At 69.1% G+C, this 17,815-nt stretch carries 22 protein-coding genes; 10 read left to right on the top strand and 12 right to left on the bottom strand.

The window, feature by feature from the left end:
* Window positions 1–88: 88 nt before the first annotated feature.
* Both AB0G17_RS26040 and AB0G17_RS26035 read left to right on the top strand, forming a co-directional pair.
* A complete protein-coding gene (locus AB0G17_RS26040; protein ID WP_361387488.1) occupies window positions 89–445 on the top strand; it encodes a PRC-barrel domain-containing protein in 357 nt (118 codons plus the stop codon).
* Window positions 446–487: 42 nt separating this feature from the next.
* Entirely contained in the window at window positions 488–658 is a 171-nt protein-coding gene (locus tag AB0G17_RS26035; RefSeq protein ID WP_361387485.1) for a hypothetical protein, read from the top strand.
* Window positions 659–731: 73 nt separating this feature from the next.
* Here AB0G17_RS26035 and AB0G17_RS26030 read toward each other — a convergent pair whose 3' ends face one another.
* From AB0G17_RS26030 to AB0G17_RS26015, 4 genes are all read right to left on the bottom strand, one after another.
* The gene (locus tag AB0G17_RS26030) at window positions 732–1,019 is read right to left on the bottom strand and encodes a hypothetical protein (RefSeq protein WP_361387482.1); all 288 of its coding nucleotides are present in this window, start codon (window positions 1,017–1,019) and stop codon (window positions 732–734) included.
* 126 nt (window positions 1,020–1,145) lie between these two features.
* Window positions 1,146–1,502, bottom strand: coding sequence for a PRC-barrel domain-containing protein (locus AB0G17_RS26025; RefSeq protein ID WP_361387479.1), 357 nt, complete (start codon window positions 1,500–1,502; stop codon window positions 1,146–1,148).
* Between the two features lie 289 nt (window positions 1,503–1,791).
* Window positions 1,792–2,151, bottom strand: a complete 360-nt coding sequence (locus tag AB0G17_RS26020) for an ANTAR domain-containing protein (RefSeq protein WP_361387476.1) — start codon at window positions 2,149–2,151, stop codon at window positions 1,792–1,794.
* Between the two features lie 35 nt (window positions 2,152–2,186).
* The gene (locus AB0G17_RS26015) at window positions 2,187–2,459 is read right to left on the bottom strand and encodes a hypothetical protein (RefSeq protein ID WP_361387473.1); all 273 of its coding nucleotides are present in this window, start codon (window positions 2,457–2,459) and stop codon (window positions 2,187–2,189) included.
* Window positions 2,460–3,059: 600 nt separating this feature from the next.
* Here AB0G17_RS26015 and AB0G17_RS26010 point away from each other — a divergent pair.
* Together AB0G17_RS26010 and AB0G17_RS26005 are read left to right on the top strand one after the other, a co-directional pair.
* Complete coding sequence (locus AB0G17_RS26010; RefSeq protein WP_361387471.1) at window positions 3,060–3,902, top strand: GAF and ANTAR domain-containing protein; 843 nt, start codon at window positions 3,060–3,062, stop codon at window positions 3,900–3,902.
* 80 nt (window positions 3,903–3,982) lie between these two features.
* Window positions 3,983–4,699: a GAF and ANTAR domain-containing protein gene (locus tag AB0G17_RS26005; protein WP_361387468.1), complete on the top strand. Its 717-nt coding sequence runs from the start codon at window positions 3,983–3,985 to the stop codon at window positions 4,697–4,699.
* Window positions 4,700–4,751: 52 nt separating this feature from the next.
* Here the strand turns inward: AB0G17_RS26005 and AB0G17_RS26000 are convergent, their stop codons facing one another.
* Window positions 4,752–5,234, bottom strand: coding sequence for a DUF5994 family protein (locus tag AB0G17_RS26000; RefSeq protein ID WP_361387465.1), 483 nt, complete (start codon window positions 5,232–5,234; stop codon window positions 4,752–4,754).
* Window positions 5,235–5,555: 321 nt separating this feature from the next.
* Between AB0G17_RS26000 and AB0G17_RS25995 the strand changes: the two genes are divergently transcribed.
* The 3 genes from AB0G17_RS25995 (at window position 5,556) to AB0G17_RS25985 (ending at window position 7,414) form a co-directional block, all read left to right on the top strand.
* Complete coding sequence (locus AB0G17_RS25995) at window positions 5,556–6,140, top strand: DUF5994 family protein (protein WP_361387463.1); 585 nt, start codon at window positions 5,556–5,558, stop codon at window positions 6,138–6,140.
* Window positions 6,141–6,145: 5 nt separating this feature from the next.
* Entirely contained in the window at window positions 6,146–6,442 is a 297-nt protein-coding gene (locus AB0G17_RS25990; protein ID WP_361387460.1) for a hypothetical protein, read from the top strand.
* A 93-nt stretch (window positions 6,443–6,535) separates the two neighbouring features.
* Window positions 6,536–7,414, top strand: coding sequence for a slipin family protein (locus AB0G17_RS25985; RefSeq protein ID WP_361387457.1), 879 nt, complete (start codon window positions 6,536–6,538; stop codon window positions 7,412–7,414).
* Between the two features lie 121 nt (window positions 7,415–7,535).
* Here AB0G17_RS25985 and AB0G17_RS25980 read toward each other — a convergent pair whose 3' ends face one another.
* Both AB0G17_RS25980 and AB0G17_RS25975 read right to left on the bottom strand, forming a co-directional pair.
* A complete protein-coding gene (locus AB0G17_RS25980; RefSeq protein WP_361387454.1) occupies window positions 7,536–8,270 on the bottom strand; it encodes an ankyrin repeat domain-containing protein in 735 nt (244 codons plus the stop codon).
* A gap of 90 nt (window positions 8,271–8,360) precedes the next feature.
* Window positions 8,361–9,068, bottom strand: coding sequence for an RraA family protein (locus tag AB0G17_RS25975; RefSeq protein ID WP_361387450.1), 708 nt, complete (start codon window positions 9,066–9,068; stop codon window positions 8,361–8,363).
* A gap of 381 nt (window positions 9,069–9,449) precedes the next feature.
* On the opposite strand from AB0G17_RS25975, the gene AB0G17_RS25970 reads away from it, so the two are divergent.
* Complete coding sequence (locus AB0G17_RS25970) at window positions 9,450–10,070, top strand: GNAT family N-acetyltransferase (RefSeq protein WP_361387447.1); 621 nt, start codon at window positions 9,450–9,452, stop codon at window positions 10,068–10,070.
* 71 nt (window positions 10,071–10,141) lie between these two features.
* Here the strand turns inward: AB0G17_RS25970 and AB0G17_RS25965 are convergent, their stop codons facing one another.
* From AB0G17_RS25965 to AB0G17_RS25955, 3 genes are all read right to left on the bottom strand, one after another.
* The gene (locus AB0G17_RS25965; protein WP_361387444.1) at window positions 10,142–11,125 is read right to left on the bottom strand and encodes an ABC transporter substrate-binding protein; all 984 of its coding nucleotides are present in this window, start codon (window positions 11,123–11,125) and stop codon (window positions 10,142–10,144) included.
* The gene (locus AB0G17_RS25960; protein WP_361387441.1) at window positions 11,122–11,796 is read right to left on the bottom strand and encodes an ABC transporter permease subunit; all 675 of its coding nucleotides are present in this window, start codon (window positions 11,794–11,796) and stop codon (window positions 11,122–11,124) included. Before AB0G17_RS25960 ends, AB0G17_RS25965 begins: the two co-directional genes overlap by 4 nt.
* A 110-nt stretch (window positions 11,797–11,906) precedes the next feature.
* Window positions 11,907–12,626, bottom strand: a complete 720-nt coding sequence (locus AB0G17_RS25955) for an ABC transporter permease (protein ID WP_361387438.1) — start codon at window positions 12,624–12,626, stop codon at window positions 11,907–11,909.
* 171 nt (window positions 12,627–12,797) lie between these two features.
* Here AB0G17_RS25955 and AB0G17_RS25950 point away from each other — a divergent pair, with 171 nt between their 5' ends.
* On the top strand, window positions 12,798–13,265 hold the full coding sequence (locus AB0G17_RS25950) for a hypothetical protein (protein ID WP_361387435.1): 468 nt from the start codon (window positions 12,798–12,800) through the stop codon (window positions 13,263–13,265).
* A 943-nt stretch (window positions 13,266–14,208) separates the two neighbouring features.
* Here the strand turns inward: AB0G17_RS25950 and AB0G17_RS25945 are convergent.
* Both AB0G17_RS25945 and AB0G17_RS25940 read right to left on the bottom strand, forming a co-directional pair.
* Complete coding sequence (locus AB0G17_RS25945) at window positions 14,209–15,279, bottom strand: protein kinase family protein (protein ID WP_361387432.1); 1,071 nt, start codon at window positions 15,277–15,279, stop codon at window positions 14,209–14,211.
* A 631-nt stretch (window positions 15,280–15,910) separates the two neighbouring features.
* A complete protein-coding gene (locus AB0G17_RS25940) occupies window positions 15,911–16,132 on the bottom strand; it encodes a DUF6243 family protein (protein WP_361387429.1) in 222 nt (73 codons plus the stop codon).
* Window positions 16,133–16,628: 496 nt separating this feature from the next.
* Here AB0G17_RS25940 and AB0G17_RS25935 point away from each other — a divergent pair, with 496 nt between their 5' ends.
* Window positions 16,629–17,762: an SMI1/KNR4 family protein gene (locus AB0G17_RS25935; protein ID WP_361387426.1), complete on the top strand. Its 1,134-nt coding sequence runs from the start codon at window positions 16,629–16,631 to the stop codon at window positions 17,760–17,762.
* Window positions 17,763–17,815 lie beyond the last annotated feature (53 nt).

Here is a 17,815-nt window from a genome sequence, read left to right as displayed (position 1 = left end):
GTGGTCGGCGTGGTGGTCGTACGCGATCGGGGGCAGGCTGGAAGGGCGGAGACCTGCCGATGCGGGACTCAACCGGAGGGAAACGAGCATGATCACCTCAGCCGACGTCCGCGAGTGGCGCAACCAGGACGTGGTGGATCCGAAAGGGCACAGGATCGGGGTGCTCGAAGCGGTGTACGTGGACACGAGCACCGACGAGCCCGCCATGGCCACTGTCCTGACCGGCCTGCCGACCCGCCGCCGCCTGGTGTTCGTCCCTCTCGACGAGGCGGTCCTCGGTCCCCGCTACGTCAAGGTCCCGTACCCCAGGAGCCAGGTCCGACAGGCCCCCTCCATCGGAACGGATGACGTGCTGCCCGCCGACCAGGAGGAGTCGATCTTCCAGCACTACGGCCTGGAGTACCGCCCCGGCACCGCCGGCGAACGCCAGCTGGCACGCAGGTAGCCGTCGGGCAGCCCTCCCCCGCACGAAGGAGACAACCGCATCATGGCGATCTTCCTGTTCCTCGTCCTCGTGGCCGTCGTCCTGGGGCTGATCGGCGCGGTCGCGCACGGCTTGGGCTACCTGCTGGCCATCGGCGTCGTCGTCCTGGTGGTCGACATCGCCTTCTTCGCCGTGCGCTGGTCGCGTCGCGGTCGGCGACGGCCGGTGAGGTGAGGCCGGGCGGTGAGGGGCCCGACGGGCGGACATGGCGGACGGGCGGGCGGGGTGATCGGCGGCCGCAGGGGTGTTACGAGCGGTTGACCCGACCCGCCACCGCGTGGCCGATCAGCAGGTAGACCACCGCGGGCAGCCCGTAGTTGAGGATCGTGCGCCAGTCGTCGGACTTGACGTTGAACATGTCGCGGGACCAGCCCGAGAGCCAGTTCGCCGAGTGGTGGACCCAGGACACCAGGTCGTTCGCGGTGTTGGCGTCCAACAGGAAGAAGGCGATCCACAGGATCAGGATCAGCGCGGTGATGTCCGCGATGATGAGGATGATCGTCGCGGCGGGGTTTCCGCCATAGCGTCTGGACATGCCCGCCGGGTAGCCGGGAGGGGGAAATCGAAACCAGCCTCCGGCCCGCCCCAGCGGCATGGCCCCGGATCGCGCAGGTGGCGGCCGACCGGAATCCCGGTCGGCCGCCACCCTGGAAGCCCCCTACTATCGGGGCATGTTGCGCGGGGTCTGGTAGTACGCGCCAAGGCTCTGGTGGTAGTCCGCATCGCCGAGGTGCTTCTCCTTGTCGAACTCCGGAGCGTCCTTGATCTCTTCCTTCGTCCGGGACACGTACACCTTGCGCGCGGACACGTCGATGCTCTTGACCGTGCCGGCGGGCAGCAGCACGTGCTTGCCGAAGATCCAGATACCGGTATCGACCACGAGATACGCGGAGCCGACCTCGTCGGAACACTTGTCGACCTTGCCGATGGCGCCGTCGGTCGCCTCCACCTTGTATCCGGTCAGATCATTTCCCGCCTGATGTCCGGCGGTTTGCGGGTAGCCCCACATGTCACTCATAAAGTGCTCCTCCATTGATTTTCCAGCTGAACAGAGGGGGGAATTCCCCTTCGTTCGACTGCTGTTGCCCGAGTCCCCCCATCCCACTTCACCAAACATCCGAATAAAATTCGAAGAACCGGCCTACTGGCCAGAAATGGTTAAATACAGACATCGGGACAACCGGTCGGGCCGGAGTTTGGGGTCCGGGGGCCGGGTTACTCGCCGCGGAGCCCGACGGGCATGCCGGGACGAAGGGCCCCGGCGGGTTGGAGAGACAGCCCCCGGCGTCGCCGGGCAGGTGCGGCCCTCATCGTCGCTTCGCCGCGTGATGACGGCGCAGTGCGTGGTGGAGCGCGCGTCGCATCGTGGCCGGCAGCGGCTCACCGTCCGTGGTGCCGACGAGGGCGCGGGCCACTTCGCGAAGCTTGGAATTGCAGTGCTGCGAGACATCCACCAGCAGGGCCCAGGCCTCGCCGCGCGAGCACGGCGCGAGGACCATCACCATGCCGCGCGCCTGGTCGATCACCGCGCGGCTCTCCATCGCCCGGCGCAACTGCTCGTTCTCCGCGAGCAGTTCGACGCACCGCGACGCCAGACGCGCATCCCGCGTGGTGGCCGCTTCTGCCGGAGCCCCGCGCTCGTCATCGACGGTGAGCGTCTTACCCATGGCGTCCACCACATGGCGTCCACCTCTGGTGGGGTTCACCCGTGTCGCTCGCGGTCCCGGCGGTCCTGGCGAGCCCACCGGCCTCGGCGCTGACGGCTGTAGCGACGGTCCCAACGGTCCACGCGGTCCCGGTAGTCCCGGTAGTTGCGGAACCCGGAATCGTCACCGCGGCCCCAGTCGTCGTACCCGCCGCCCCGCCCGTACTGGAAGAGAGCGAACACCACCACGGCCGCGACCACCCACCACATGCCGTTCAGGAAGCCGAGCCCGAACAGGGCCATGACGAGAAGAACGAGCAGCACGATCATGGCGGGCCTCCGGGCGTGGGTCGGATCATCGCAACCGGGGGCTGGGGCCTCACCCGACAGCGTAGTCCCGCAGGAGGAGTGCGGATACGCTCCGCCGAGCCGTTCCGTAACAAAGGGCGCAGATAACGCCTGGGTGACTGTTCGGAGAGCGCGGACCGCACTGGCGTACGCGGAGCGTCCCCAGGCCCCTGGCAGCGCCGGGCAGTCACCGCACTCTTCGGGAGCGCGCCCCGGAGCATCGCGGCCGCCGCTGTTGCCCGCTCACGCGCCCCTTCCTCCTGCTCGCCGCGACCACCGCGGCGTTGACAGGGGAGATCGCCGGGAGTTGACTGGCGGGTACGGCGTAGGGCCATGCCGCTCTGGATCGTTGGGGCGGGCATCCTCTTCCCGTTTCGCCGGGACCCCGCGGAATTCAGGAACTCCCTTCTTCCGACCGAAGGCCCGGCCCTGGCGTGATCCTTCCATGGACCGGCTCCGATGGACGCTGCCGCACGATGTGAACGCCACTCAGCCGCACGATGTGAACGCCACTCATGGGAACGCCACTCATTTGAACACCACGCGATTGGAAGACCACTCATCGGACGGACGGTGCGTCGCATGACGGGTAACCGGTCGGCGCGGATCCGGCTCCGAGTGGCGGAGCAGGCGGCGCTGCGGGGCGCCCGGGTCGGCCTGGTGGATGTCTGCACCGCGGCCGTGGCAGCCCTGCCCGTCGGTGGGGCCGGGGTGTCGGCGATGTCCCCATGCACGGCCGGCCATCCGCTGTGCAGCACCGACGACGTCAGCGAACGGCTCGAAGAACTACAGCTCACGGTGGGCGAGGGGCCATGTGTCGACGCCTTCGCGCACGGATCCGCGGTCCTGACACCCGACCTGCGGTCCAGTCAACTCTCGTACCACTGGCCGGTGTTCGCCGACGCCGCCCTGGAAGCCGGAATACGCGCGGTCTTCGCGTTCCCCCTCCAGATCGGGGCGATCAGTCCGGGAGTCCTGGATCTGTACTCCAGCATGCCCGTCGAGCTGGATGTGGAACAGCTGGCCGACGCCTTGGCCTTCGCCGACTTCACGACGCTGGTACTCCTCGACACGCAGATCGACAGACCGGGAGATCGACGGGATACCCTGTCCCCCGACGGACGGCAGGAGGACCTCGGCAGCTACCCGGCCGAGATCGACCAGGCCACCGGCATCCTCACGGTGCAGCTCGGCGTCGGCATCGACGTCGCCTTCGTGCGCCTCCGCGCCCATGCGTACGCCACGGGAGTGCGCCTCGCCGACGTGGCCGCCGACGTGGTGGCCCATCGGCTCCGCCTCTCCCTCGATTCCGATTCCGGCGCTGATGCCGATTCCGGCGACGATTCCGATTTCGACTCCGGCTCCGGCTCCCACTCCGGCTCCGGCTCCGACTCCGGCGAGGAGCCGCGCGATGACGAGGACTGAGACTCCGGCAGGCGTCCAACCGCGCTGCCCCGCCGACCACTTCCCTCCCGGTGAAACCAGCCCCAACCAAGGGTGTCGCCATGCATGAGCAGCTCCTGGCCAAGACCTTCGTCGAGCTGGCGGACAACCTGGTCGCCGACTTCGACCTCATCGACTTCCTGCGTCTGCTGACGGACCGGTGCGTCGGGCTGCTCGACGTGAGCGCCGCCGGCGTGCTGCTGGCGGACCGCGACGGCGAACTCCGCGTGATGGCGGCCTCCGACGAACGCGTACGCCTGCTGGAGCTCTTCCAGATCCAGAACGACGAGGGCCCCTGTCTGGAATGCTTCCGCAGCGGCGCCCCCGTCACCGTGCCCGACCTCGGCAGCGAGACGACTCGCTGGCCGCGCTTCACCGCGTTGGCCCGGCAGAGCGGCTTCTCGGCTGTCCAGGCCCTGCCGATGCGCCTGCGCGACGACGTCGTGGGCGCGCTCAACCTCTTCCGTACCGCCCTCGGCCCCTTCGACCCGGCGGCCACCCCCATCACCCAGGCACTGGCCGACGTCGCCACCATCAGCCTCCTCCAGCACCGCACCGCCCAGCGCAGTACCGCCCTCAACGAGCAGCTGCAAACCGCCCTGAACAGCCGGGTGCTGATCGAGCAGGCCAAGGGAAAGCTCGCCGAGCGCCAGGGCATCGACATGGAGCAGGCCTTCACCGCCCTGCGCGGCTACGCCCGCTCCCACAACCGCCGGCTGTCCGATCTTGCCCGCGCGTTCATCGACGACTCGGAGCCGCTCAAGGGTCTTGGCGGCTGACCTGCGTCCTCTATCCGCTCGCCTATCCGCTCGCCGCATCCTCCGTGGGCCCTCACTCGGGGACGTTCGCTATGAGGATCTGTGCGGCCTGAGTGACGTTGTCGGCGTGGACCGCTCGGGCCATCGCGGTGCGCGCGGCGTCGGCGGACGTGTCCGGAGGGACCACCAGCAGCGAGAAGTGGTCGTTTTCGCCGCGCGTGACAAGGACCGTGTCGTCACCCACCGGGAAGGAGTCGAGGTGCACGACGCGGTCGTCGATCACCAGACGCGTCGGGATCCCCCGCCAGGCGGTGGCGTCGAGGCCGACCCGCGTGATGGGGCCGACATGCTCGGTCAGCGCGGTGATCAGAGCGGGCAGTTCCTCCGCGATGTCACGGGACCGGGGCCACCACGCGCCGTCGAGCACCCCTGCGCGGGACCGGGTCGTCTCCAGCCTGAGCAGCGCCGTTCCGGGTTTCACCGCTTGGTGGATGGTGTCCTGGTGGACGGTGTCCGGAAGGAGTCCCGGAGGGGTGGGGGTGTCGGATTCTGCCATGATGGTTCGCCTGCCTGCGCGTGTCCTGCCGGCGTGCCGACACGTCGCCCCGCGCCGGTACGAACATCGGTGTGTTCCTGAGGGGTAAATCGACGATAAATCGACGCTGCCGTTTCAAGACACGTCGTCGTTCCAAGATACTCCGGATGGTGCCCGGCAGCCGCTTCTTCCTCTCCCGTACCCCCCGTCCGGCTTCGCCGAGGAGTACGCTGGAGGTACCGAGAGCACTTCGTACCCCGGCCTCCGTGTCGGCGTCGTTCTCGGCGAGTAATGACACCAGGCCGCTGTCCACGGGCGGCGACCTGGAGACGGGTTCGCGTGATGTCCGCGACCATCGACTTTCCCGGGTTGCGGAGCGAGAGCCCCGTAGACCTGGCACCCACCGCCCGCCTGGCGCTGAAGGCCGCGGGCGCCGCCCGTGGACTTCTGGACGGAGCGTGGTGGCCCCGTTCGCGTGACCTGCTGAGTGAACTTCCGGCTCTGATCGACGTACTGGACCCCGCGTGGGCCCGGATCACCCATATCGCCGTCAATCCTCAGTACTGGCCCGTCATCCCGCACAAGATCCCCGTGCACGGGCATGTGGTGAAGGCGGGCTGGTTCACGCCCGAGGTGGATCCGCACAAGCTGCTCCTGCTGTCCTACGCCGTGGGACGCTGGGATCTGCTGGTGATCCCGCCGCAGACCGACGCGGCCGCCGCCGCACGGCTGATGGCCGCCGCGACCGCGGACACCGGGCCGCCGCTGACCGCGAGCGCGCTCATGGCCGCCGAGGAATCCCGCCACGGCCAACTGTCGGCCGACCGGCCGCAAGACCCCGAGGAATCGTGGGAGTACGAGGGCGGCGCCCCGTCGATCCGCGTCGGCGTGCCGGCCCGGCCCAGCCGCCTCCTGGTGGGGATGTGACCGCCATGGCCACGGCCCTGACCATCCTCGTCATGGTCCTCCTGATCATCGGCGCGGCAGCCCTGATCCACCGGCTCAACGGCCAGCACGCCGAGCGGATCGTCCTGCACCACTACAGCCGGTTCGCGCCCGGCCGCCGGGACGACCGCAGCACCATCCCGCAGCCGGTCTCCGGCAAGGCCGCAGAGCCGGCCCCCGGGAACTCCGAGCCGCCCGCCACCCCCGTCCGCCGCGACCAGCGGGACGGGGGCCGAGGACGTCTGCGCCCCCGGCGCCGGATCCGGCACGAGCACGGACACTGATCCAGCGCACACACGAGCACGGACACTGATCCGGAGCACACGAGCCGGGATCCACTCGGGATCCGCACGGGTCCTCATCGAAGGGAGCGGCACATGCAGCTTCTGATCGTCCTCATCGTCGTCGTCGGCCTCCTCGCGCTGCTGGCGCTGGCCATGGCCCTCAAGATCGTCAAGCAGTACGAGGAAGGGGTCCTCTTCCGGCTCGGACGCCTGGTCGGCACCCGGCCTCCCGGCCTGCGGACCATCATCCCGATCGTCGACGTCCTGCACCGGGTGTCGCTGCGCATCGTCACGATGCCGATCCAGTCGCAGGGCATCATCACCCGCGACAACGTCAGCGTCGACGTGTCGGCCGTGGCGTACTTCCGCGTCGTGGACGCCGTGAAGTCGGTCATCGCCATCGAGAACGTGCACGCCGCGATCAACCAGATCGCCCAGACCACCCTGCGCAAGGTGGTCGGCCAGCACACCCTGGACGAGACGCTGTCGGAGACCGACCGCATCAATCTGGACATCCGCGAGATCCTCGACGTCAGCACCGCCGAGTGGGGCGTGGAGGTCACCCTGGTCGAGCTCAAGGACATCCAGCTGCCCGACAGCATGAAGCGTGCGATGGCCCGTCAGGCCGAGGCCGAGCGCGAGAAGCGCGCCAAAATCATCAACGCGGAAGGCGAATCGCTCGCCGCGGCGGCGCTGGGGGACGCCTCGGACACCATGATGGCCCACCCCCTCGCCCTCCAACTCCGCAACCTGCAAAGCCTCGTGGAGATAGGTGTCGACAAGAACACCACCGTCGTCTTCCCCGCGCCGCTGATGAGCACCATCGGTGAACTGGGTGCCTTCCTCAGCAGGGAGTCCGCGGCCGCCGCGCCGGCACTGGCCCCCGCACCGGCACCCGAGCCGGTCGACCTCGCCAAGGCCGACCAGGCGCCGGGCCCGAAGGCGAACGGCGCCGTCCACCAGGCGGTCTGACCACTCCTCCGCCGCCGTCATCAGCTCTGCTCGAACGCCTCGGGTGAGTACACGACGCATGCCGGCCGGCGTCTGATGGCGCCCCTGACGTGCCCCTGACCCTGACCGCGTCGCCCGCGCCTTACGCCCGCTCCTTCGCCGACCTCGCCCCCAACTTCCGCAGCCAGGCGACCACTTCGCCGTGGCCCGCCCGGGCGGCCGCGTCCAGCGGGGTCAGCTCGTCGTAGCCGACCCAGTTGATGTCGCCGCCACGTTCGCGCAAGTACGCGGCCGTCGGCTGCTGGCCGCCGTGGCAGGCGCACCACAGCGCCTCCGTGATCTCGATGGCGGGCGGTGGGGTGGCGCCGGGGGCGAAGTAGGCGGCGACGCGGTCGAGTTCGCCGAGCCCGGCCGCCTGCCACAGGGTCGTACGGGCGCCGCGTTCGAGCAGGCGGCGGGCGGCCCCCCACTGGCCGAATGCGACCGCGTCCGCGATCGCCGTGCCGCCCGCGATGACCGAGCCGTCGACCTCGATGTCCGCGCCGAGGTCGAGCAGCGCGTCCAGGACGTCCACGTCGTCGCAGCTGGCCGCCCAGTGGAGTGCGGTCTCCGTATGCGGGCCGGTGAACCGTGCACCCACGTCCGCGCCCGCCTCGACGAGCGCGGTCACGATGGCCGGGCCGTTGGGGAAGTGGCCCGGCCAGTCCGTGGCCACATGCAGCAGGGTTCGGTTCACCAGCTCGTCGCCCAGCCGGGCCGCCGCGAGACCGGGGTGTGCGGCGAGGAGCCCTCGGAGGGCCGGCAGGTCCCCCGAGCGGATCGCCGCCGTGGCCTCGACGGCCAGCGGCTCGTGGGCGTCGATGAGCAGTGTGGACATGGTGATACCGGTCCCTTCCGCCAAGGGGGCATCGCGTATGGGGGGTGGTGAGGTCATACGGCGAGGCGCACCCTCCGCACACACGCCATCCTATTCCTCGATCGCCCCACCCACAGCGCGCAGGTGCTCACGGAACGTGAGGGCGGGGTTGCCGCGGCGGTCGGTCAGGTAGCGGGCGAACTGCACCTGCTCGCGCAGGGAGTTGCCCTCACGGATCCGTTCCGCCTGGCGGCGTTCGGTGTCGCGGATGGTTTCGGCCACGGTGAGGAGTTCGGCCGCCCGGTCGGCGGGTACGAAGATCACGCCGTCGTCGTCCCCGAACACCACGTCCTCGCGGCTCACCATCCAGTCCCCCACGGTGGCCGCCTCCAGCGCGTCCTTGGGGCGGCCGTCCAGCCGCTGCGGCCCGGTGGGGGTCGCACCCATGCTGAAGACGGGCAGCCCGATCGCCCGGATGTCGGCCGTGTCGCGGTGCAGACCCCAGATGACGACACCTGTGAGCCCGGCGTCCTGCGCCTCCAGGACGGCGAGGTCCCCCACACAGGCCTCGTCGAGCCGTCCGCCGTTGTCGACGACCAGTACGTCGCCGGGCGCGGCCTCCTCGTACGCCTCCAGGAAGACGTCGACACTGCCGACGTGTCGCGCGGGTGCCACCCGTCCGGCGACGCGTCCGCCGTCCACCACGGGATACATGGCGGACGGCGCGCACCGTACCGGCACGCGCGCGCGGAGGCAGGCGTCCGCCATGTGCGCGGTGGTGAGTGTCGCGAACCGGCTGCGGAGCTCGTCGTGATCCATACCTTCGTGTCCCTCTCGCCCGCTCTTCCTCGTACTTCCTGTTGGCTCCATTGTCGGGGTCGAGTCGGTGGCGTGGTCTCACAAGTCCCGTACGAACGCGAAAGGCGAACGCGAAAGGCGAACGCGAAAGGCGAACGCGAAGCGCGAACGCGAAGGGGGACGCGAAGGGGGACGCGAAGGGGGACGCGAAGGACGAAGTTGAAAGGCAGACGTGAAAGCCGAACGTGAAAAACCGGGTGGGGCGGTCCCCTGGACCGGCTCCCTCCGGCGGCGCTCCACTGCCATGATGGACCCATGCCCCAGCTGGTCCCTGCCGTAGTCCCGGCAGGCCGCCTCGGACGGTCTGACCAACCGGCCCTCGCGGTATCCGCCGGTCTGTTCTTGCGACCCTGGGAACTCGACGACGCGCCGTTCGTTTACGAGGCGTACCAGGATCCGGCGATCCAGCACTGGACGCGGCGGCGCGCGGACTGCGAGATCGAGACCCGGGAGTGGATCGCGCGCTGGCGGCAGGGCTGGCGCGCCGAGACGGACGCGCACTGGGCGGTGGTGCGCTCGTCCGACGGCGCGCTGGTCGGGTGGGTGGCCCTGTGCTGCCTGGACCTGGCGGTCGGCCGCTCCGAGTGCCGGTACTGGATCCTGCCCTCGGTCCGCGGTCAGGGGGTCGCGCCCGCGGCGGTGGCCGCGCTCGCCTCGTGGGCGCTGGACACGGTGGGGCTGCACCGGATCGAGATCGCGCATCCGATGGCGAACCACGCGGCCTGCCAGGTGGCCCTGAAGTCGGGTTTCGTCCCCGAGAGCACCCGCCGCAGCGCCCAGTTGCACGCGGACGGCTGGCACGACGTGCACGTCCATGTGTCCGTACAGGAAAGCGCCGACGACCTGGTGGACGAGGTGCCGCCGGACCGCGCGCTCGGGCGTGTCCAGCGGCGGCTGCACCGGCGCGGCAAGGACCGGTTGCGGGACAGGATTCCGGGGCGTCAGGGGCGTCAGGACCGGTAGGAACGCGTGGGACAGGGTTAGGCACGCGTGGGACGTCAGGGCGATCAGGGACGTCAGGGCGATCAGGGACGTCAGGGACCTCTGGACCGCAGCAATCCCTTCGATACCAGGTAGGCCTGGGCCACGTCTTTCGGCAGCCGCCGCCAGCTGTCCACCTGCTGGTTGAGGCCGGCCAGGTCAGCGGTGGTCAATACGGTGTTGAGGGAGCCCAGTGCATGGGTGACCCCCTTGCTGCCCGCCCGCGAACGGTTGACGACGGGCACGATGCAGTCGGCGTTCTGGAGGTGTTTGTCGTCGGCGAGCAGGACGAGCCCGAAGGCGTCCAGGGTGGCGTCCGTCGTAGTGGTGAGGACCATCTGGTCCTGCCCGTTCTGCACGGCCTGCTTGGACTGGGTGGTGCCTACGCCCTTGGGGTCGACGGCGGTGATGTCGATGCCGTACGTCTTCTTCAACCCGGGTTCACAGTACGGGCGTTGGACGCACTCGTCACCGGCGGCGAGCCGTACGGGCAGTTTGGCGGCGCCGAGGTCGCTGAGGGTGTGCAGTTTGTGCTGCCGGGCGTAGGCGGCGGTCACGGCGAAGGCGTTCTGGTCGACGGCCTTGCCGGGGTCGAGGACGGTGAGGCCGCGGGGGACGGTGAGGCGGCGTAGGGCGGTCATGGTGGTGGCGAGGTCGGGCGAGCCGACAGGCGGCGCGTCGGCCCCGTTGACTTGGGCGTTGAGCCAGTCGGCGAAGGTGGCGGTGTATTCGGGGACGACGTCGATCTGCCCCGCTTCCAGGGCGGGTTCGTAGAGCTCGCGGTTGGTGACGGAGAGGATCTTGGTGCGGTAACCGGCTTTGGCGAGGAGCAGGGCGTACATCTGGGCGAGCAGGTCGCTTTCGGTGAACCCGGCGGTGCCGATGGTGAGGTGTTTGCTGTCGCCGGGGGCTGCGGCGACGGCGCCTTGGGCTTCGAGGGCGGGGCCGGTTGTGCAGGCGGTGAGGGTGAGGGCGGCGAGGAGCGCGCTGAGGAACGGGAGGGCGTGTCGGGCCTTCAGCGCGTGTCGGGCTTTCATGAGGGACCGCCCCTCGCCCAGGCGGGCCCGAGGCGCTGCACGACCTCGAAGATCGCCTCCACGAGCAGGGCGAAGACGGCGACGAGGACGGCGCCCGCGACCACCTGCGGGGTCGAGGCGAGGTTGAACCCGGCCGAGATGATCCGCCCTAGCCCGCCGCCGCCCGCGAGCGCGGCGAGGGTCGCGGTGGCGACGAGCTGGACGGCGGCGATGCGTACGCCGGTGAGGAGCAGCGGGAGCGCCAGCGGCAGCTCCACACGCCAGAGCATCTGGCTGCCGGTCATGCCCATGCCCCGGGCGGCCCGGACGACGTCACGGTCGACCTCGCGCATACCGACGTAGGCGTTGGTGAGGAGCGGGGGTACGGCGAAGAGGATGAGCGCGACGATGGTGGGCGCTTCCCCGTGCCTGCCGAGCGGGGTGAGGAGCAGCAGAACGAGTACGGCGAACGTGGGCACGGCCCGGCCGATGTTGGAGAGGTTGACGGCGAGGGCGCCGCCTTTGCCCAGGTGGCCGAGTACGAGGGCGACGGGCAGCGCGATGAGGCAGCTGAGGACGAGGCAGAGGGCGGTGAGCCAGAGGTGTTCGCCGAGCCGGTGCCAGATGCCGTTCTCGCCGTGCCAGTGGGTGGAGGTGGTGAGCCAGGACCAGGCGTGGGAGAGGGTGGTCATGGGCGTTGTACCACCGCGGGCCGGGGGCGCGGGGTCATGGGCGTCGTACCACCGCGGGCCGGGGGCGCGGGGTCATGGGCGTCGTACCACCGCGGGCCGGGGGCGCGGGGTCATGCGCGTACCGCCCGGGTCCACGGGGTGAGCAACCGCTGGGCGAGGAGGAGAACCAGGTCGGCGACGATGGCGATGACGACGCAGAGGACGGATGCGGTGAGGACCTGGGCCTTGAAGTAGGTGTTCATGCCGGAGTAGATGAGGTTGCCGAGCCCGCCGTAGCCGACGATGGCGCCGACGGTGACGAGGGAGACGGCGGAGACGGTCGCGATGCGCAGGCCGGCCATGGCTGCGGGCAGGGCGAGCGGCAGCTCGACGGCGAGCAGCAGCCGTACGGGCCCGTATCCCATGCCGCGCGCGGCCTGCCGCGTCTCGTCGGGTACGGCGCGCAGCCCGGCGAGGATGTTCCGTACGAGGAGGGTGAGCGAGTAGAGCACCATTCCCGCCACGACGAGGGTCGCTGAGAGCCCGTACACGGGCAGGAGCAGCGAGAACATCGCGAGGGAGGGGATGGTGTAGAGGACGGTGGTGACCCCGAGAACGGGCCCGGCGGCCCACCGCCACCGCCGCGCGGCGACGGCGAGCGGCAGGGCGACGGCCAGCCCGATAGCGACGGAGACGACGGTCAGCTGAAGGTGCTGGACGACGGCGTCCCAAAGGATCGAGCGGCGCGAGGAGAGGTACTCCCCGCAGATCCATTCGTTGCGCGCGAGACAGTCGTGGGGCGCCGCGGCGTCGGGGGGCGGCAGCGGCGCGGTGAGCTGTCCGACGGTCACTTGTTTATTGGAACGTGGGGGGTGGGGCGGGCGCGCGGGGGGTTGGGCCGATGGGGTAAGGGGCGGGGCGGCCGTCCTGTGACGTCCTTTGACCCGTCTCTCCGGCCGGCCGGAGAGACGGAAACCGGCAGACGGCTGTGTTCACAGGGAAGCGTTCCCTATCCTCCGGCCATGGAGTGGGCGACGGTGGTGGGGACGGCCATGGGCGCGGTGATCGGCATGGGCAGCACGCTTCTGGGCGAGCGGGTTCGCTGGAGACGGAGCTTGGGCGAGCAGGAGCGGAGCGAGTTACGTACGGCGTACGCGCGCTATCTCGATGCGGCGACGCTCGCCAGGGATGCGATATCGCTGGCGAGCCGTTCTCTGGCGGTCGCGCCGGAGGCACGGGCCGAGCAGGCTAGGCCGGCGATCCAGGACAACGCGGTGTACGCACGCCAGTACGAGCTGGAACTCGTCGCTCCTGCGGAGGTCGTCACCAAGGCGCGGGCGGCCACGAGGGCGCTGGGCGACTACCGGGATGTGGTGATGGCGGGGTCCACGTACGAGACCGCCGAGTGCGCGGAGGCCCGCCGCGCGTTCCGTGGGGCGCGCCAGGACATCATGGATGCGATGCGGAGCACGTTGGATCGGGGGCGGTGAGGTAGGGGGTGTGCGGGGCGGGGAGCCAGCGTCCTTCGCGGCTCCCTGGCGACTCCTTGAGAAGGGTGGGACGCCGCCCGCGACACCATGCGGCGGACGGTGAACTCGATACAACTGGGAACGCCGGTTGAGCTGTTGGTCCGACTGGCTCACCGGTGTGGTGCGGTGCTGATGCCCAGTACGGCCCGGAGTGCGAATAACGGGCAGAGGAGGAAACGGGCAAGCTATCGGTGCTCTGTTCAGGACAAGGCGAATTCCATGGGCGTGGAGGGGCGGTTCGATCGGGATGGTGAGCGCGACGCCTTTTCGTCTCCCCCTGGCGGCCCCTCCCAGTAGCCTGTTGGGGGGGGAGTTCGACCCCCACAACTAGCCACCGATTACACGCATTTTGATCGGAATGCCGGAATCTGAAGAAGTGAGCAAAATCCGTACGACAGCCACGTGAAGGCTCAGGTCACGGCCTGTGGTCCCCGCGCACGCGGGGGTGGTACCGCGGCGTCTTTGCTGATGACGATGCCCGAGCCGTGGCCCCGCGCACGCGGGGGTGGTCCCTTCCGTTGCTCGACCAGCCGCAGACCGCGGCTGTGGTCCCCGCGCACGCGGGCGCGGTCCCGACTCCCCGTCCTTCGTCACAACGTGCGCGTAAGTGGTCGCCGCGCAGGTGGGTGGACGGGCGGTCATGCTGATCCCACCGCACCTCCGATGTGGAGGAGAGCGTGCTTCCGCCGGACTACCAGCGCATTCTCGCCGGCGCGCAGCAGGCCGCCGGACCGGTGATGGTTCGGCAGGTCGGCGAGTTGCTGGGAGTCGCGCACCTGGACGTCAACGTCCGGGCAAGCTGGAACCGATACGCGGGAAGCTGGTCAGACTTGTCGACCGCGGCTGGCTGCGGAAGCTACCCGACGGCCGGTTCACCACCCGCCTGTGACCCGGCTGCTGCTGATCACGCACTTAGCCCTATACGACAGATGGTTGCCAGCGGATGGGGAGCTGCTCGGCTCTCCTGCTGAAACTCGCAATAGAAGTTGCCCATCACCGCGGCGATCGGTGCGTAACGGACAAGGAACGCCGCGACCGACGCGGGAACCCCCTCCGGGGGCACCCCTTGGGCGCAAGCATTCACGAATGCCTTCCGTTCTTCCAATGTGTATCCGTAGAGAGCGACGGCCAGCCAGTTCACCAAGTGGGTGACGGCGTAGCACTGGTCGTAGGTGCGGTGCTGGTCGAAGAAGTCGGCCTCGTCCCGTGTGAGGTCGAAGCGTGAGGAGATCGCGAGGCCGTAGTCGGTGAAGAAGAGCTGTCGGCCATCGGTGAGGATGTTCTCGAAGTGGGCGTCGAAGTGCAGAAGCCCGCCGGCGTTCATGAACGAGATGCCGGCTTTCAGCTCGTCGTCGACCATGGCGCAGGCCCGCTCGGCCGCCTCGTCGCCGGCCCCGACCTGGACGCCCAACCAGTCGTGCAGGTTCTGCGGGATGTACTCCAGGAACAGCACAAGGCTTGCCGTGGACTGCTGGAGAGCTGCGATCCGCCGGCGTACCGCTGATCCGCCTCCCCAGTAGGCGACAGCTCGATCCACATCGGCCAGTTCCTCGGGGAGCGGCTGACCAGAGTCCGGGATCACCCGCCAGTGGTACATCAGGGGGAAGCCCTCGTAGTCTCCCGCGACCACCCAGTTCGTCGTCATGGTGTGGGCGGCCAGCTCCCTCCAGGCCCCGAACCCCGGGGCGCCGATGGTACCGATGCCGTAGTGACAGAAGGCCGGGAGACCGAACAGATTCGCGGTGGAGTGAACATGCTCCGGCCGTCGCTCCAGATCGGTCAGCCGTACCTGCTTGACGAAGACCTGGGTTCCCTCGACCTCGAGCAGGACCGTCTTCCCACCGATGCCTGACCCCAGCGGTGTGCCGGCGTCCACGAACTCGCGCAGACTGTGGTCACTGCGCAGCGCCAGCGATGTGGAAACTGCGCCGTGGGCGGCCAGACGAGCACCGCGGGACATGTCAGGGCCTTTCACTCACGCCTCCAACCGTGCTCCGCCTCTTGTGCAACGGCTTCAGCAGACACCGGGACGAGGATCAAAGACCACCCTCCCACGTCGGAGCCGGTGAGATGTGGCGTAACTGGGGTTCCTCCGGCTGCCGTTTTTGAGGCTGTGTGACGGAAACTGAAGGGCCTGCCGAGAAATCCGGCGCACTTGCCTACCAGTGCCGTTTACCGCTGTCCACGCGCCCCGTCAGCCACCTCGCCGGTCTGCTGCGACGCCATCTGAAGGTGATCCGGTCCAGGTGGTGATCCTGCCGCCTGGAAGGATCGTGGTGATCGTCCTGGCCGTGTTGCGGTGTTGCGGCACGCCCAGCGCCTGGCCGACATGGCCGGCGGCAACAACGTGTCTGAGTCCACCTCCGCCGTTGGCGCGACGAGCTGATCACCCTGCTCGCCGCGCAGGCTCCACGCCTGGACCGCGCCCTGAAGATGGTCGCCACACGGGGCGGGGAGGTCGTCCTGATCGACGGCACTCTCATCCGCAGCCAGCGTCGCGCCGGAAAGGCAGACCGACGGAACTACTCCGGCAAACAGCAGGGCCCGGACCGCGCGTCGTGGTCCGGACCCTGCCCCATGCGGTGCCGCCCTGCGGCGGCGGTGCGTCAGCTCTGTGCGGTGTCGTCGCCCGCCTGCGCGGCGCCCTCAGCTGCGGCTGCGGCTGCCTTCTCGCGCATCTTGCGCACCAGCTCCGCCTTCTGCTCGGCTGCACTCTGACGGTCGCGGTTGCGGTGCGGACCGTTGTTCTGTCGTTCGGCGCGGGACTGCTTCTTGCGCTGGCCGCCGCCTTGGCCCACGGGGTTGTTGATGTTCTTGCTCACGGTCACGGGTTCTCCCGGTAATGATGCGAAGTGATCTACGGATTCATCGATGGGGGACGGGCGGCGACGTCGAAGGACGTCAGCAGGGGCCCGTCACGCTCTCACTCGTAAATCAGCGTCTGGAAGAACATGACAAAGACCTTACCCGGTTCCGTCGAGCCCGCACACCAGCTTTTTCACCGCCCCGGCGCCGGCCGGGTCTTCGGCGAGCACCTGGGTAGCCGTGTCCCCCCGCCCGGACTCGACGGCGGTGGTCCCCCGCCTGGGCGGGGGCTCGGCATGACTTCCACACCCCGCACGCGCTGCCCGTACATCAGGTGCCCCATCGCGCCCGGTCAGGAAGGGTATTTTCCGATTCCGGCCCACTCACAGCCGTACCCAAGCGAAACGGCAAAGGAGGTGAGGACGTCACAGCGCCGGTTCCTCTCGCACTCCTATGACATGGGCCGACGCTAGTGTCGTACGACACGCGAGATGGCCCGCCCGCAGAAGGGAAGTGAACGTGACGCCGGACGGCACGCCGCTGAGGAGCGTTGAACTGGCAGATGCGGTCGAGGACTTCGAGCGCCTGGCCTCCATGGTCGAGGAGGCCGGCGAGCGCGTGAGTATCACCGCTGGTGGCGAGTTGGTGGGTGTGGTCCTTCCGGCGGCCGAGCTGGCCGAGCTGAAGCACTGGGCACAGCGGGGCTCCGGAGACCCGCTGCCCGTTCCGGACGCATCGCCGGAAAGCGTTCCGGGACCGGAACAGCAGGGCCCGTACACCCGGTACGTACACGCGGACGGGCTGCGCATGACGCTCACACGGGACCGGGTAATCGTGGCCGAGATGCGCTCTGCTCGTGATCTTGCCTGGCTGGAAGAGCGGGCGCGCCAAGGACGCCAGGGATACATGGACCCGAAGCAGTCGGCGGCATTCGCGGAGTTCCTCGCCAGCCAGCCCCCCTTCGCGCTCCCCAAGGACCAGCCCCCGGCACCAGAACCGCAGCCGGAAGAGATAGCGGTACGGCAGGTGACCGACGCGTGGCACCGTATCGAAACATGGCTGCGCGCCCATGCTCCCGCGTCGTACGCATCCCTCAAGCCGGGCGCCTCACGGGAGGAGATCGCTGCGCTCGAAGAAACACTCGGCGTGCCGGTCCCCGCACCCCTGAAGGCGCTGTGGTCCCTGCATGCGGGTGTCCGCCACGTGTACGGCGCGGGGTTTCTCCTGGACGGCTGGGCTCTGATGGACCTGGACAGGGTGGTCTACCTCTACCGGATGAAAATGGATATCCAGCAGCAATCGGACACCCTTGGCGCCATCCGGCGGGCAGCAGGAAGGGACGAAGAGGAGACCACGGTGTGGAAGAGGACGTGGATACCCGTGTGCTCCTTCGGAGCCGACGACACCGCCTACGGCCTTTACCTCGAAACCGACACCGGCTACATGTACCCCTGGTCCCGGGAAGACCACTACCCGTACCGGGACGAGGAAAAGCGTGAAACGCTGGTCACCTACTTGGAAGAGATCGCCGACAGCCTTGAAGTGCCGTCCCTGTCTACACACGGCAAACCGGGTATTGCGGGCGGGGCTCTGGTGTGGGGGGCACCGAACGTTCCCGATCCGGACCGTCCGTGGGTGGAGTACACCGGCTGACCTGTCCGGCCGCAGACGCGTGTGGGGGACCAGACCGCGGTCTGGTCCCCCAC

The sequence above is a fragment of the Streptomyces sp. NPDC023838 genome, from assembly GCF_040639555.1.
Lineage (GTDB): Bacteria > Actinomycetota > Actinomycetes > Streptomycetales > Streptomycetaceae > Streptomyces.
Note: the sequence above shows the minus strand (reverse complement) of the source record. Positions and strands in the feature narration are given on the sequence as shown.